Below are 14,423 nucleotides of genomic sequence, written 5' to 3'. Positions count from 1 at the left end.
ACCGAACAGCACCGGCCCGCCCGTACCCTCATCCGCCGCTGCGCGGCACCTTCTCCCGGTGGGAGAAGGGCGGCAGGGCCGCTCTGAGGGCACGCCGAGATCGTGGCATAATCGGCGGCTGCTTGCCCGCCCCAGGCGGCGAATCGCGGTCCGTGCCCTCGAGGCGACGAACCGCCCAACCATAGATAGGACACACCAATGAACCCGCTCGATTTCCTGATTCCCGCCGCCCAGGCGCAGACCGCTGGCGGCGCCCAGCCCGCCGGCGGCGGCCTGCAGATGTTCCTGCTGCCCGTGATCCTGATCGCGGTGATGTACTTCGTGATGATCCGCCCGCAGATGAAGCGGCAGAAAGAGCACAAGTCGATGCTGGAAAAGCTCAGCCGCGGCGACGAGGTCATCACCTCTGGCGGCATGGCCGGCGTGGTCACCGACATCGGCGACAACTTCATCACCATCGAAGTGGCCGACAACGTGCGCATCCGCGTCCAGAAGGGCGCGATCGGCAATGTGCTGCCCAAGGGCACGCTGAAGTCCGCCTGATTCATTTCCTCTACTGCTAGGCGCGGCGCCGGCGTGGCGTCGCGCGGGGTCCTGCAATGCTCGAGTTTCCGCGCTGGAAGTACTTCCTCATCCTGATCGTGCTGGCGGTCAGCGCCCTGTACGCGCTGCCCAACGTCTACCAGAAGGACCCTGCGGTGCAGATCACCGCCAGCCGCGGCGGCCAGCTCGACGAGGCGTTGCGCGAGCGCGTGTCCGCCACGCTGAAGGCGGCGGGCATCACGCCCAAGTCGGTGGCCAACGAAGGCGACAGCCTGATGGTGCGCCTGCCCAACCTGCAGGCGCAGACCCGCGCCAACGACGTGCTGCGCCAGCAGGTCGGCGAGAACTACACGGTGGCGCTGAACCTGGCCTCGACCGTGCCGGACTGGCTGTCCTCGATCGGCGGCAAGCCGATGGTGCTCGGCCTGGACCTGGTCGGCGGCGTGCACTTCGCGCTGCAGGTGGACCAGAAGGCGGCGCTGGACAAGCGCCTGGACGCCTTCGCCGAGGACATGCGCACCACCTTGCGCGACAACCGCATCGCCTACCGCTCGGTGGAGCGGCGCGCGGACAACAGCATCGAGGTGGCGCTGAGCGAGAGCGCCGCCGCCGACGGCAGCAAGGCCCGCGACGCGCTGGCCAAGGCGCAGCCGACGCTCACCTACGCCCTGAGCGGCCAGCGCATCGTGGTCACGGTGCCCGACGCCGAACTGCAGCAGATCGCCAGCGGCGCGATCGAGCAGAACCTCACCACCTTGCGCAACCGCGTCAACCAGTTGGGCGTGGCCGAGCCGATCATCCAGCGCCAGGGCGAAGACCGCATCGTGGTCGAGCTGCCGGGCGTGCAGGACACCGCCGAGGCCAAGCGCATGATCGGCGCCACCGCCACCCTGGAGTTCCGCGGCGTGGTCGAAGGCAACGCCGAGGACGCGGTGCGCACCGGCAACATTCCGCCGGAAGCCAAGGTGTTCCGCCTGCGCGACAGCGGCGCGCCGGTGCTGCTGAACAAGCGCGTGCTGGTGTCCGGCGACCAGATGGTCAATGCCACCGTCAGCACCGACCAGAACGGCCTGCCGGCGGTGTCGGTCACGCTCAACAACGTCGCCGGCCAGCGCATGTTCGACTACACCAGCGCCAACACCGGCAAGCTGATGTCGGTGGTGTACATCGAGCGCATCCCGACCGTGAGCATGGTCGACGGCAAGGAAGTGCGCAGCGTGCGGGTCAGTGAAGAAGCGCTCGCGCCGACCCGCATCGCCGGCGTGTTCGGCAAGAACTTCCAGACCACCGGCCTGGAGAAGGTCGAGGCCGAGAACCTGGCCAAGCTGCTGCGCGCCGGCTCGCTGGCCGCGCCGATGGACTTCGTCGAGGAATACGTGATCGGCCCGAGCCTGGGCGCGGAGAACGTCGAGCGCGGCGTCACCGCGGTGATCTACGCGTTCCTGTTCACGCTGGTGTTCTTCGGCGTGTACTACCGCATGTTCGGCGTCATCACCTCGGTGGCGCTGCTGATGAACCTGCTGATCGTGGTCGCGGTGATGTCGCTGTTCGGCGCGACGATGACGCTGCCCGGCTTCGCCGGCCTGGCGCTGTCGGTGGGCCTGTCGGTGGACGCCAACGTGCTGATCAACGAGCGCATCCGCGAGGAACTGCGCATGGGCGTGCCGCCGAAGACGGCGATCGCGGCGGGCTACGACAAGGCCGGCGGCACCATCCTCGACGCCAACCTGACCGGGCTGATCGTCGGCGTGGCGCTGTACGCGTTCGGCACCGGGCCGCTGAAGGGCTTCGCGCTGACCATGATCATCGGCATCTTCGCCTCGATGTTCACCGCGATCACCGTGTCGCGCGCGCTGGCGGTACTGATCTACGGCCGCCGCAAGAAGCTCAAGTCCGTCGCCATTTGATGCGAGTCCCTCGCAAGAGCCCGCACATCCATATGCGGGTCGGAAAAAGCGAGTCCTTCGCAAGAGCCCGCACATCCCTGTGCGGGGTCCAAAACATGAAGAGCAGGTCTCCATGAAAATCTTCCCGCTTCATCTGCTTCCCAACGACACCAAGATCGACTTCATGCGCTGGCGGCGTCCGACGCTGGCGCTGATGCTGGTGCTGACGGTCGCCTCGCTGGGCATCATCTTCGCCAAGGGCTTCAACTACGCGCTGGAGTTCACCGGCGGTGCGCTGGTGCAGACCCGCTTCGAGAAGCCGGTGGACGTGGACACGGTGCGCGAGCAACTGGACGCGGCCGGCCTCGAGAACGCGCAGGTGCAGAACGTCGGCAGCGGCAACGAGGTGGTGATCCGCCTGCAGCCGCAGGGCGAGCACAACAACGAGGACGCGACCACGAACCTCGCCGAGCAGGTGCGCAAGGCGGTCACCACCGCCGAGAACCCGGCGACGGTGCAGCCGGGCGAGTTCGTCGGCCCGCAGGTCGGCAAGGACCTGGCGCTCAACGGCGTGTACGCCACGGTGTTCATGCTGGTCGGCTTCCTGATCTACATCGCGTTCCGCTTCGAATGGAAGTTCGCGGTGGTGGCCAGCATCACCGCGCTGTTCGACCTGCTGGTGACCGTGGCCTACATCTCGCTGACCGGGCGCGAGTTCGACCTGACCGTGCTGGCGGGCCTGCTGTCGGTGATGGGCTTTGCGATCAACGACATCATCGTGGTGTTCGACCGCGTCCGCGAGAATTTCCGCAGCCTGCGCGTGGAGCCGCTGGAAGTGCTGAACCGCTCGATCAACCAGACCCTGTCGCGTACCGTGATCACCGCGGTGATGTTCTTCCTGTCGGCGCTGGCGCTGTACCTGTACGGCGGCGAGTCGATGGAAGGCCTGGCGCTGACCCACATGGTCGGGGCGGTCATCGTGGTGGTGTCCTCGGTGATCGTGGCCGTGCCGATGCTGACCATCGGGCCGTTCCAGGTCACCAAGCAGGACCTGCTGCCCAAGGCCAAGGACGTCGAGGCGCTGGCGCGCAGGCCCTGAGGAGCCGGGACCAGGGACCGGGGACCGGGGACCCGGAAGAGCGGGTTTTCGCTGCTGCAAGATTCCGAACGAAAAAGCCGCGCAGATGCGCGGCTTTTTTCTTGCGGCGAACGTCGCCGATGAATTACGGAGCGCCGTAGCTTCGGCTCTTGCTGTTCCGGGTCCCCGGTCCCTGGTCCCCGGTCCCGGCTTTTCCCTCAGAACTTCGCATCGAACTCCGCCGCATAGCCGGTGTTGGCGATCAGCTTCTGCAGCGCGTCGCTGACCTTGATGTTGCCGGCCACGACCTGGAAGCTCTGCGGGCCGCGGTCGTCGATGCGGCCCGGGGTGGCGCCCTTGAAGTCGGTGATGCGGCCGCCGGCCTCGCGCACCAGCAGCACGCCGGCGGCGATGTCCCAGGCCTTCACCCCGCCTTCGAAGTACGCGTCGGTGCGGCCGCAGGCCACGTAGGCCAGGTCCAGCGCCGCCGAACCGGCGCGGCGGATGTCCTCGGCCTGCACCATCAGCGCGTCGATGCACTTGAGCTGGGCGCTGGTGCGCGGGCGCTCGCGCGGCGCGAAGCCGGTGCTGACCACCGAGCCGCCGAGGTCCTTGCGCTCGCTGACGCGGATGCGGCGGTCGTTGAGCACCGCGCCGTTGCCGCGGCTGGCGGTGAACAGCTCGTTGCGCAGCGGGTCGAAGATCACCGCGTCGATCGGCTCGCCGTTCTCCACCAGCGCGATCGATACGCAGTAGTGCGGGAAGCCGCGCAGGTAGTTGCTGGTGCCGTCCAGCGGATCGATCACCCACATGTAGCGGCCGCCGCCCTGCACGCCGCTTTCCTCGCCCATCACCCCGTAGTCCGGGTAGGCGCGGCGCAGTTCCTTGATGATGACCTTCTCCGCGTCGGCATCGACTTCGCTGGCGTAGTCCATGCGGTCCTTCTGCACCACGTTCAGCGCTTCGAGCCGGTTGATGTGGCGCAACAGGACGTTGCCGGCGAGGCGGGCGGCCTTGACCATGACGGTGACGGCGGGTTTCTGCATGGCAACGGCTCCCGATAGGGCGGAGAAGGATCTGGCGGAGGAAAAGAACGGTCCGGCGCGACGACCGGCGGCGCAGTTTACCATCTACGCCCCGTCCGCTCCGCATCGTCGTTCGCCATGACCGCTTCCCCACGCATCCGCTTCGTCCTGGTCGGTACCCAGCACCCCGGCAACATCGGCGCGGCCGCGCGGGCGATGAAGACCATGGGCCAGTCGCGGCTGGTGCTGGTGGCCCCGGAGCGTGCGCTCGACGAGGACGCCTACCGGCGCTCGGCCGGGGCCGAGGACGTGCTGCAGAACGCGCCGGTGCTGGAATCGCTGGCCGAGGCGGTGGCCGACTGCCAGCTGGTGCTGGGCTGCACCGCGCGCAGCCGGCGGGTGTCGCTGGAGGAACTGCTGCCCGAGGCCGGCGCGCAGCGCCTGGTCGCCGCCGCCGCGGACGCGGCCGAGGTGGCGCTGGTGTTCGGGCGCGAGCGCACCGGGCTGAGCAACGAGGAACTGCAGCTGTGCCATGCGGCGGTGCACATCCCGTCCGATCCGGCGTTCAGCTCGCTCAACCTGGCCGCCGCGGTGCAGGTGCTGGCCTACGAAGTGCGGCTGGCGCAGCTGGCCGGGGAGGCGCCGGCGCCGCCGGCGCCCGGGTTCCGCGAGGCGCCGGCCAGCCATGCGCAACTGGAGGGCATGTTCGGCCAGTTGGCCGAGACGCTAGACGACATCGACTTCCACAAGGGCCGCGCGCCGGATTCGGCGATGCGCAAGCTGCGCCGGTTGTTCCTGCGCAACGCGCTGACCGAGCAGGAGGTGCGGCTGCTGCGCGGCATCCTGTCCGATGCGCAGCGGATGGCGCGTTTGGCAGGACAGGGCAAGGTGTGAAGACGCTGTCACAGGCAGTCGCTTTCCGCTAGGCTTGGTGCCTCTACAGGGGGAATGTAGGTTGCTCAGTCTGCGTTGGCTTGTCGTCATGTCCTGGCTGGCGCTTTGCTGGCCCGCGGGCGCCCACGCGCGTCCCTCGGTGCTGGTATTGGGACGCATTAGCGACAACCCCAAGGCCCACTACGAGCAGCTCAAGCCGCTGCTGGACTACGTGGTGCCGCGGATGCGCGGCGTCGGCATCACCTCCGGGCGGATCCTGATGGCGCGCGACAGCCAGCAGATGAGCAGCTACCTGCGCCGCGGCCGGGTCGACTGGGTTACCGAGACCGCCGGCACCGCGATGGCGCTGCAGCAGCGCGGCGGCGCGCGGCCGCTGCTGCTGACCGAGCGCAACGGGGTCAACGAATACCGCACCGTGTTCTTCGTGCACCGCGACTCGCCGGTCCGCGGCCTGGCCGACCTGCAGGGGCGGACCCTGGCGCTGCAGAGCACGCTGTCCACCAGCGCCTACGTGGTGCCGATGATGACCCTGCTCGACCACGGCCTGCACCCGGAGATCCTGCTGTCGCCGAAGGACCAGGCCTCGGCGGCGTCGGTGGGCTACGTGTTCGCGCGTTCGGAGCTCAACGTCGCCTCGTTCGTGCACAAGCGGCTGGTCGACGCCGGCGCGCTGAGCAACCTGGACTGGGACGACGGCCGCCACGTGCCGGCCGCGTTCCGGCGCGATTTCCGCATCGTCCACGAGACTGCGCCGTTCCCGCGCGCGGTGGAGATGGTGCGCAGCGATCTGCCGCCGACGGTGCAGGCGCGGCTGCGCGAGGTGCTGCTGCAGGCGGCCGGCGACCCGCAGGGCAGCCAGGCGCTGCGGCAGTTCTTCGGCACCTCCGGCTTCCGGCCGCTGGACGCGCGCGCGCAGCAGCGGCTGGACGAACTGCGCGCCGGCGTTGCGCGCGTGAAGCTCGAGGCCGAATGAACAGGGTGTACTTCGGGTTGCAGGCCAGGTTCCTGTTGGCGATGGGGGCCGCGTTCCTGCTGATCGTGGCGATCCTGGGCCTGCTGCTGGAGCGGCAGGCGGCGATGCAGCGCGAAGTGCGCGCGCTCAGCGGCAGCGTGATCCACAACCTGTTCGACACCAGCCTGCGCACGCGCGGCGAATCGCTGGCGCGGCAGCTGGCCGATTCGCTGGCCAATCCGGTGTACTACTCGGACCTGGATGCGATCGGCACCCAGGTGCGCGTGGCCTCGCGCTACGTGACCGTGGCCTACGTGCTGGTCTACGACGCCGAAGGCCGCCTGATCCACGACGGCAGCGACGATCTGCCCGGCTACGGCCAGCGCATGCGCGATCCGCTCGCCGCCGCGGCCATCGCCGCCGACGGGCTGCTCACCCAGGAATCCAGCGACGTGCTCGACGTGTCGATGCCGATCACGATCGGCGACCAGCGCGTCGGCGGCGTGCGCGTGGGCATGTCCTGGGCGCAGGCGCGCATCTACGAGCGCCGCGCCGCGCAGGCGCTGGACGCGCGCCTGGCCGCGCTGGGCAAGCGCCACCTGGGCTGGCTGTTGCTGCTGCTGGCGGCGCTGGCGACGATCGGGGTGCTGGTCGCGGTCTACGTGCAGCGCACGCTGGTCGCGCCGATCCGCTGGCTGGCCGCGGCCGCGCGGCAGATCCAGGCCGGCGACTACGCGGTCGAGCGCCGCGACAGCGGCCGCCGCGACGAGGTCAGCGAGCTGCTGCGCGCGTTCGGGCGCATGAGCGAGGCGATCGCCCGCCACGACCGCGACGTGCGGCACATGGCCTATACCGACGCGCTGACCGGGCTGACCAACCGCGTCGCGTTCCGCGAGGCGCTGGACCACCGCATGCTGTCCATGCGCGGCTCGCACCGGCGGCTGGCGCTGCTGTTCGCCGACATCGACGACTTCAAGCGGATCAACGACACGCTCGGCCACGAGGCCGGCGACGAGGCCTTGCTGCAGTTCGCGCGGCGCATCGAGCAGGCGGTGGAACGGCTCGGCGGCCACGATGCGCTGCTGGCGCGCTTCGGCGGCGACGAGTTCGTGATCCTGGTCGAAGACGACGACGTGGTGCGGGTGGCCACCGCGCTGGCCGAGCGGCTGGTGCAGGAGCTGCGCGAGCCGCTGCAGGTGCAGGGCCGCGAGGTGTTCATGGGCACCTCGGTGGGCATCACCCTGTACCCGGACGATGCCACCGACACCTCGACCCTGCTGAAGAACGGCGACATCGCGATGTACCAGGCCAAGCTGGCCGGCAAGAACTGCCACCGCTTCTACAGTCGCGCGATGGACTACGCGGTGGAGCGGCGCGTGCACATGGAGCACGAGCTGCGCGGCGCCTGGGACCGCGGCGAACTGAAGCTGGTGTACCAGCCGATCTTCCGCACCCTGGACCGGCGCATGGTCGGCGTGGAAGTGCTGCTGCGCTGGCAGCATCCGTCGCTGGGCACGATCTCGCCGTCGGTGTTCATCGACGTGGCCGAGCAGAGCGGGCTGATCGAGAGCATCGGCCCCAAGGTGCTGCGCGCGGCCTGCCGCGAGGCCACGCTGTGGCAGCGCTTCGACGGCAGCCGCGACCTGTTCGTGTCGGTGAACGTGTCGCCGCGGCAGCTGCGCAGCGGCGACCTGCCGGAGATCGTCGCCGACTGCCTGCGCGAGTCGGGCCTGCCCGCCGCGCTGTTGCACCTGGAGCTGACCGAGACCGCGGTGATCGGCGACGAGCTGCAGGCGGCGAGCATGCTGGCGCGGCTGCACCGCACCGGGGTCAAGGTGTGGCTGGACGACTTCGGCACCGGTTTTTCCGGGCTGAGCCACCTGCGCCAGGTGCCGGTGGACGGGGTCAAAATCGACAAGAGCTTCGTCGCTGACCTGCAGCGCGATCCTGACGACCTGGCCCTGACCACCGCGATCATCGCGATGGCGCATTCGCTGGGCATCACCGTGGTCGCCGAAGGCATCGAGCAGGAGGTCCAGTTCAACCTGCTGCGCGAGCGCGGCTGCGAACTGGGGCAGGGCTTCTGGCTCAGCCATCCGCTCAGCGCGAGCGAGTTCCGCCAGCTGCTGGCCAACGAAGGCGCGCCGCACGGCCACGCCTAGCCTGGGCGTGATCAACGAGGAGCCGGGACCGGGGACCAGGGACCCGGGACCCGGAACAACAAAAGCCCGGGTGCTGGGAACGTTTGCGGCGCCCCATTTCGTTGACGGCGCTTCGCCGAATAAAGCGGCATCTGCAGCATTGGGAACCCGCTCTTCCGGGTCCCTGGTCCCCGGTCCCCGGTCCCGGCGCAGCCCCGGCTGCGCCTACGCCTACAGCGGCCGCTTGCCGGTGTCGCCGGGAATCTCGCGCACCAGCTTCGGCACCAGGTAGCCGGACAGGCGCGCGGCCAGGGCCCGGTGCAGCGCGCGCGCGGTGGCGTCGTCGACCTCGAAATGGGCCACGCCCTCGACCCGGTCCAGCTGGTGCAGGTAGTACGGCAGCACGCCGGCGGCGAAGCTGCGCTCGCTGAGCGCGGCCAGCGCATCGACGCTGTCGTTGACCCCGCGCAGCAGCACCGCCTGGTTCAACAGCTGTGCGCCGGTGTCGCGCAGCCGCGCCAGCGCGGCATCGACCCCGGCGTCGAACTCGTTGGCGTGGTTGGCATGGATCACGAACGCCAGCGGCCAGGGCAGGGCGCGCAGCCAGGCCAGCAGCGGCGCGTCCACGCGCTCGGGCAGCACCACCGGCAGCCGGCTGTGGATGCGCAGGCGCTTGAGGTGGCCGATGCCGGCCAGCGCGTCGGTCAGCTCGGCCAGCTTGGGCGTGGCCAGCGACAGCGGGTCGCCGCCGGACAGGATCACCTCGTCGATGCCCGGGTCGGCGGCGATCGCCGCCACCGCCTCGCGCCAGCCGTCGCGCGCGGCGGTTTCCTCCGCGTACGGGAAATGGCGGCGGAAACAGTAGCGGCAGTGCACCGCGCAGCTGCCGGTGGCGACCAGCAGCGCGCGGCCGCGGTATTTCTGGATCACCCCGTCAGCCTTCTTCGCCGCCGCGTCGCCCACCGCGTCGAGCGCGAAGCCGGGCACCCGGCGCGACTCGGCGTCGATCGGCAGCACCTGGCGCAGCAACGGATCGTGCGGGTCGCCATGGCGCATCCGCGCCACGAAGCCGCGCGGCACGCGCAGCGCGAATTGCGTCGCAGCCTCGTTGGAGACGCCGAGCGCGGCCGCGTCCAGGCCCAGCGCCGCGAGCAGTTCGCGCGGATCGCGCACCGCATCGCGCCACAGTTGCTGCCAGCGCGGCGGCGCCAGCGCGGCGGGGGACGGGGACGGCTGCATCGGGCGGGGGGCTGCGGTTATCATATGCGGTCATAAAACGAGTGCCCGCCGGTCGCGGCGGGGCTTTCCATTCTATCCGGCCGGCCGCCGATCGCGGCGGGTTTGCCTTACCCGAGGAGTTTCAGATGGCCAGCTACGGCATGAACGACGTCAAGAACGGGATGAAGATCCTGGTCAACAGCGAGCCCGCGATCATCACCGATACCGAATACGTCAAGCCGGGCAAGGGCCAGGCCTTCACCCGCATCAAGTACCGCTTCATCAAGTCCGGGCGCGTGGTCGAAATGACCATGAAGGCGACCGACAGCGTGGAAGCGGCCGACGTGGTCGATACCAACATGCAGTACCTGTACACCGACGGCGAGTACTGGCACTTCATGCAGCAGGAGACCTTCGAGCAGGTGCAGGCCGACAAGGCGGGCGTCGGCGAGGCGGCCAAGTGGATCAAGGGCGAGGAGGACTGCGTGGTGACGCTGTGGAACGGCACGCCGATCCAGGTCACCCCGCCGAACTTCGTCGAGCTGAAGATCGTCGAGACCGACCCGGGCGTGCGCGGCGACACCTCCGGCGGCGGCGGCAAGCCGGCCACGCTGGAGACCGGCGCGGTGGTGCGGGTGCCGCTGTTCGTCGGCCAGGACGAGGTGATCAAGGTCGACACCCGCTCGGGCGAGTACTTCTCGCGCGTCAAGTAAGCGTGTCCGCCGCACGCCGCCGGCGACGCGCGGGTTCCGGCCGGGCCGGCGTGCTGCTGTGCATCGGCCTGGCGGCGGCCGCGGGGTCGGCGCAGGCGCAGGCGCCGCCGCTGGCATGCCGCACGCAGCTGCTGGACAGCGTCGGCGCGGGTTCGGCCGGCGCCGACGCGCTGCCGCGCGCGGCGATCGTCGCACAGGCGTGCAAGCCCTGGCCCTACGATCCCGGCGTGACCCTGGCCGCGGTGGCCTACGCACGCGGCGAGGCGGCATCTGGCGAGCGCGACATCGAGCTGCGCGTGGCGATGCTGTCCAGCGCCGATGCGCAGGTCCTGGCCACGTACTCGCGCGCGCTGGTCGAAGACGCCGGGCTGGAGCTGGACGCGCATGCGCTGCGCCTGGACACGGCGCGCTACGACCTGGCGCCGGGCGTGCGCGCGGTGGGCGTGGTGCTGCACAACCAGGCGCGCGGGCCGAGCTGTCCGGACTTCGCCTACAACGACGAGCTGACCCTGCTGGTGCGCGACGGCAGGCAACTGCGGCCGGTGCTGCAGCAGAGCCTGCAGGCCTGGCAGCGGGTGGCCGGCGAGCCGTGCGGCCCTGCGGACAAGCCGGTGGTCACCGACCAGGCCAGCGTCACCGTCGCACTGGGCCGCCAGCGCCATGCCGGCTTCGTCGACCTCGTGCTCGATGCGCGGATCGCGCGCGAGCGCTTCCCGGGCGGAACCCACACGCCGAACCCGCTGATCCGCCGCGAGCGCCAGTCGTTGCGCTACGACGGCCATCAATACCGCCCCGTCGCCGGCGCCCAGGTGCCGTTCTGGGCGTTCCGACCGTAACCTCCTTCCAAGGCCCGCCATGACCTCTCACCCCGCCGAATCCTGCGACCTGCTGATCGAAGCCGGCTACGTGGTCCCGATCGAGCCGCATGCGGTGGTGCTCGAGCAGCACGCGGTGGCGGTGCGCGGCAGCGAGATCGTCGCCGTGCTGCCGATCGCCGATGCGCGCGCGCGCTTTTCCGCCGCACGCACCGTGTCGCGCCCGGACGCGGCGCTGCTGCCGGGCCTGGTCAACGCGCACACCCACAACCCGATGACCCTGCTGCGCGGCATCGCCGACGACCTGCCGCTGATGGTGTGGCTGCAACAGCACATCTGGCCGGTGGAGACCGCGGTGATCGGTCCGGAATTCGTCGCCGACGGCACCGCGCTGGCGATCGCCGAGATGCTGCGCGGCGGCACCACCTGCGCCAACGAGAACTACTTCTTCTCCGACGTGCAGGCGGCGGTGTACAAGCAGCATGGCTTCCGCGCGCGCGTGGGCACGGTGATCATCGATTTCCCCACCGCCTGGGCCAAGACCTCCGACGAATACTTCGAGCGCGCCTGCGAGGTGCACGACCAGTGGCGCGACGATCCGCTGATCGGCATCGCCTTCGCCCCGCACGCGCCGTACACGGTCAACGACGCCAACTTCGAGCGCGTGCGCATGCTCTCCGACCAGCTCGACGTGCCAGTGCACCTGCACACCCACGAGACCGCGCAGGAAGTGGCCGATTCGATCAAGCAGTACGGGCAGCGCCCGCTGGCGCGGCTGGACCGGCTCGGCCTGGTCAACGACCGCCTGATCGCGGTGCACATGACCCAGCTCACCGACGCGGAGATCCACCTGTGCGCCGAACGCGGGGTCAGCGTGGTGCATTGCCCCGAGTCCAACCTCAAGCTGGCGTCCGGCTTCTGCCCGGCCTGCGCGCTGCAGCGCGCGGGCGTGAACCTGGCGATCGGCACCGACGGCTGCGCCAGCAACAACGACCTGGACATGTTCAGCGAGAACCGCACCGCGGCGATCCTGGCCAAGGCGGTGGCCAACGACGCCACCGCGCTGGACGCGGCGACCACGCTGCGCGCGGCGACGCTGGGGGGCGCGCGCGCGCTGGGCTTCGGCGACAGGATCGGCTCGATCGAGGTCGGCAAGCAGGCCGACCTGGTCTGCGTGGACCTGTCGGCGCTGGAGACCCAGCCGCTGCACAACGTGCTGTCGCAGCTGGTCTACGCCAGCGGCCGGCAGCAGGTCAGCGACGTGTGGATCGCCGGCCAGCCCAAGCTCGAGCAGCGCGTGCTGGTGGACATGGACGTGGAGGCGCTGGTCGCCAACGCGCGGCAGTGGCGCGAGCGCATCCGCAGCGTGCGCGCCTGAGCGCGACGCCGGCGCTTCGCCCCGTGGTGCGCTGCAACCCGTCCCGCCCGCGCGTGCCGCGCGCCAGGTCCACCGCATACCTCGCGCACGCCGACCCAGCCGGCCGCGCGCGGCCCGCGGCCGGTGCACGGCCGCGACTGGCCGAGGGCGGCCATTCGCCGGAGTGCCGGCGGCGTCCGCCAGCGCCGGCCGGCGCTGGCAAGGCCTTCGCGCCGGCTCTGGCAGGCTTGTCTGACGTCGCCGTGCCGGGCGCTCTCCTCCATCCGCAATCGCAACAGGAACCGACCCCATGAACGAGCACGCTGCCGCTGCATCGAATTTCAGCCAGGCCGAACTCGACAAGTTCGCCGCGCTCGCCACCCGCTGGTGGGACGCCGACGGCCCGCAGAAGCCGCTGCATGCGCTGAATCCGGTGCGCCTGCGCTACGTGGCCGACCGGGTCGCGCTGCGCGGCGCGCGCGTGCTCGACGTCGGCTGCGGCGGCGGGCTGCTCAGTGAAGCGCTGGCCAAGGAGGGCGCGGCGGTCACCGCGATCGACCTGGCGCCGGAGCTGATCAAGGTCGCGCGGCTGCACAAGCTCGAGTCCGGGGTCGAAGTCGACTACCGCGTGCAGGCGGTCGAGGACCTGGCCGCCGAACAGCCCGGCAGCTTCGATGCGATCACCTGCATGGAGATGCTCGAGCACGTGCCCGACCCGGCGGCGATCATCCGCGCCTGCGCGACGCTGCTCAAGCCGGGCGGCCAGCTGTTCCTGTCCACGCTCAACCGCACGCCGGCCGCGTTCGCGCTGGCGATCGTCGGCGCCGAATACGTCGCGCGCCTGCTGCCCACCGGCACCCACCGCTACCAGGACTTCATCAAGCCGGCGGAACTGGCGGCCTGGCTGCGCCAGGCCGAGCTGCAGCTCGGCGACGTCAGCGGCATGGCCTACGAGCCGTGGCGCAACCGCGCGCGGCTGTCCTCGCGCACCGACGTCAACTACCTGGCGTGTGCGGTGAAGCCGTGATCCGGGAGCGGGAATCGGGAATCCGTAGCAGCGGGAGCGCGCGCCGGTGACGTCGTCCCGAATCGCGCCGGCGCCATCGCGGGGATTCCCGCGCGCGGTGCTGTTCGACCTGGACGGCACGCTGCTGGATACCGCGCCGGACATGCTCGCCACCGCGAATGCGATGCTCGGCGATCGCGGCCGCGCGCCGCTGAGTCTGGCGCAACTGCGTCCGCAGGTGTCCAAGGGCGCGCGCGCGATGCTCGGCGTGGCGTTCCCGGAGCTCGACGAGGCCGCGCGGCTGGCGCTGGTGGCCGAATTCCTCGAGCGCTACCAGGCGCTGATCGGCCGCCACGCGTTGCTGTTCGACGGCATCGCCGCGCTGCTCCAGGCGCTGGAGGACGACGGCGCGCGCTGGGGGATCGTCACCAACAAGCCCGAATACCTGGCGCGGCTGATCCTGCCGCAGTTGGGCTGGGAGCGGCGTTGCGCGGTGCTGATCGGCGGCGACACGCTGCCCCAGCGCAAGCCGCACCCGCTGCCGCTGCAGGTCGCCGCCGAGCGGATCGGCGTGGCCGCGGCGCAAACCGCCTATGTCGGCGACGACGAGCGCGACATCGCCGCTGCGCGCGCCGCCGGCATGGCCTCGGTCGCGGCGCTGTGGGGCTACCGCCTGGACAGCGACGATCCGTACGCTTGGCGCGCCGACCTCCTGGCGGCGCAGCCGGCCGAACTGCTCGATGCGGCGGCGTGGCCGCGGCCGGGCGCCCCGAACTGACGCAAGAGAACCGCAGA

13 protein-coding genes are annotated in these 14,423 nt (G+C 70.4%); 11 read left to right on the top strand and 2 right to left on the bottom strand.

Annotated elements, in window-relative coordinates:
* The first annotated feature begins 198 nt into the window (after nt 1-198).
* The 3 genes from yajC to secF all read left to right on the top strand — a co-directional run bounded on the left by yajC (nt 199) and on the right by secF (nt 3,528).
* Entirely contained in the window at nt 199-543 is a 345-nt protein-coding gene (yajC, locus tag JR065_RS20360) for a preprotein translocase subunit YajC (RefSeq protein ID WP_206236308.1), read from the top strand.
* A gap of 56 nt (nt 544-599) precedes the next feature.
* Entirely contained in the window at nt 600-2,450 is a 1,851-nt protein-coding gene (gene secD / locus JR065_RS20355) for a protein translocase subunit SecD (protein ID WP_206236307.1), read from the top strand.
* Nucleotides 2,451-2,562: 112 nt separating this feature from the next.
* Nucleotides 2,563-3,528, top strand: a complete 966-nt coding sequence (gene secF / locus JR065_RS20350; RefSeq protein ID WP_206236306.1) for a protein translocase subunit SecF — start codon at nt 2,563-2,565, stop codon at nt 3,526-3,528.
* A 197-nt stretch (nt 3,529-3,725) separates the two neighbouring features.
* On the opposite strand, the gene JR065_RS20345 is transcribed toward secF, so the two are convergent.
* Nucleotides 3,726-4,553 (bottom strand): inositol monophosphatase family protein, encoded by an 828-nt coding sequence (locus tag JR065_RS20345; protein ID WP_206236305.1) that lies wholly within the window; start codon nt 4,551-4,553, stop codon nt 3,726-3,728.
* A gap of 117 nt (nt 4,554-4,670) precedes the next feature.
* Here JR065_RS20345 and JR065_RS20340 point away from each other — a divergent pair, with 117 nt between their 5' ends.
* The 3 genes from JR065_RS20340 (at nt 4,671) to JR065_RS20330 (ending at nt 8,540) form a co-directional block, all read left to right on the top strand.
* Nucleotides 4,671-5,426 carry an RNA methyltransferase gene (locus JR065_RS20340; RefSeq protein ID WP_206236304.1) on the top strand — a complete coding sequence of 252 codons (756 nt, stop codon included), beginning with the start codon at nt 4,671-4,673 and terminating at the stop codon, nt 5,424-5,426.
* A gap of 88 nt (nt 5,427-5,514) precedes the next feature.
* Nucleotides 5,515-6,399, top strand: a complete 885-nt coding sequence (locus tag JR065_RS20335; RefSeq protein WP_206236303.1) for a phosphate/phosphite/phosphonate ABC transporter substrate-binding protein — start codon at nt 5,515-5,517, stop codon at nt 6,397-6,399.
* Entirely contained in the window at nt 6,396-8,540 is a 2,145-nt protein-coding gene (locus JR065_RS20330) for a putative bifunctional diguanylate cyclase/phosphodiesterase (protein ID WP_206236302.1), read from the top strand. The genes JR065_RS20335 and JR065_RS20330 overlap by 4 nt, the downstream gene beginning before the upstream one ends.
* 210 nt (nt 8,541-8,750) lie before the next feature.
* Here the strand turns inward: JR065_RS20330 and epmB are convergent, their stop codons facing one another.
* On the bottom strand, nt 8,751-9,782 hold the full coding sequence (epmB, locus tag JR065_RS20325) for an EF-P beta-lysylation protein EpmB (protein ID WP_206236301.1): 1,032 nt from the start codon (nt 9,780-9,782) through the stop codon (nt 8,751-8,753).
* 101 nt (nt 9,783-9,883) lie between these two features.
* On the opposite strand from epmB, the gene efp reads away from it, so the two are divergent.
* The 5 genes from efp to JR065_RS20300 all read left to right on the top strand — a co-directional run bounded on the left by efp (nt 9,884) and on the right by JR065_RS20300 (nt 14,406).
* The gene (efp, locus tag JR065_RS20320; RefSeq protein WP_206236300.1) at nt 9,884-10,450 is read left to right on the top strand and encodes an elongation factor P; all 567 of its coding nucleotides are present in this window, start codon (nt 9,884-9,886) and stop codon (nt 10,448-10,450) included.
* A gap of 56 nt (nt 10,451-10,506) precedes the next feature.
* On the top strand, nt 10,507-11,286 hold the full coding sequence (locus JR065_RS20315) for a hypothetical protein (protein WP_206236312.1): 780 nt from the start codon (nt 10,507-10,509) through the stop codon (nt 11,284-11,286).
* Between the two features lie 19 nt (nt 11,287-11,305).
* Nucleotides 11,306-12,643 carry a TRZ/ATZ family hydrolase gene (locus JR065_RS20310; RefSeq protein WP_206236299.1) on the top strand — a complete coding sequence of 446 codons (1,338 nt, stop codon included), beginning with the start codon at nt 11,306-11,308 and terminating at the stop codon, nt 12,641-12,643.
* Nucleotides 12,644-12,932: 289 nt separating this feature from the next.
* Complete coding sequence (ubiG, locus tag JR065_RS20305; protein WP_206236298.1) at nt 12,933-13,649, top strand: bifunctional 2-polyprenyl-6-hydroxyphenol methylase/3-demethylubiquinol 3-O-methyltransferase UbiG; 717 nt, start codon at nt 12,933-12,935, stop codon at nt 13,647-13,649.
* A gap of 46 nt (nt 13,650-13,695) precedes the next feature.
* Complete coding sequence (locus tag JR065_RS20300; protein WP_429001898.1) at nt 13,696-14,406, top strand: phosphoglycolate phosphatase; 711 nt, start codon at nt 13,696-13,698, stop codon at nt 14,404-14,406.
* The last annotated feature ends 17 nt before the right edge of the window (nt 14,407-14,423 follow it).

This window comes from Xanthomonas sp. (assembly GCF_017163755.1).
Lineage (GTDB): Bacteria > Pseudomonadota > Gammaproteobacteria > Xanthomonadales > Xanthomonadaceae > Xanthomonas_A.
The sequence above is the reverse complement of the archived record's forward strand: the minus strand, read 5'-3'. Positions and strand labels throughout refer to the sequence as shown.